Below are 379 nucleotides of genomic sequence, written 5' to 3'. Positions count from 1 at the left end.
TCATCGACCACCGGGCCGCACACCAGGTTGTATGCGGCGAAGTAACGGGTCACCGCGGCCAGCGAGTCGGCCGGGCTCAAACTGGGCAGATCTGTGTCGGCGATACCGCTGACCAGCGCAGCAGGTGGTTCGCGCAGCAGCCGCTGTAGGTGGACGCAGCCCAGATACTGTCCGGTCGGGGTGGCGCTGGGCGGCCGGGTGACGAAGACCATCGACGCCAGGGCCGGCGTCAGGTCGGGGTCGCGGATCCGCGCCAATGCCTCGGCGACGGTGGTATCGGGCGCCAGCACCACCGGCTCACTGGTCATCAGACCGCCTGCGGTGTCGGGGGAGTGCGCCAGCAGCCGTCGCACGTCCTCGGAATCCTCGGGGTCCATCT

The 379-nt window shown here is 69.4% G+C and carries 1 protein-coding gene; it reads right to left on the bottom strand.

What is annotated here, in order from left to right; all coding sequences use genetic code 11:
- Nucleotides 1–353 (bottom strand): CBS domain-containing protein (locus IMZ11_RS44770; protein ID WP_228649907.1); only part of this gene is annotated, 353 nt, incomplete at its 3' end.
- Nucleotides 354–379 lie beyond the last annotated feature (26 nt).

Source organism: Microtetraspora sp. AC03309, from assembly GCF_020826795.1.
In the GTDB taxonomy this organism is placed as follows: Bacteria; Actinomycetota; Actinomycetes; order Streptosporangiales; family Streptosporangiaceae; genus Microtetraspora; species Microtetraspora glauca.
Note: the sequence above shows the minus strand (reverse complement) of the source record. Positions and strands in the feature narration are given on the sequence as shown.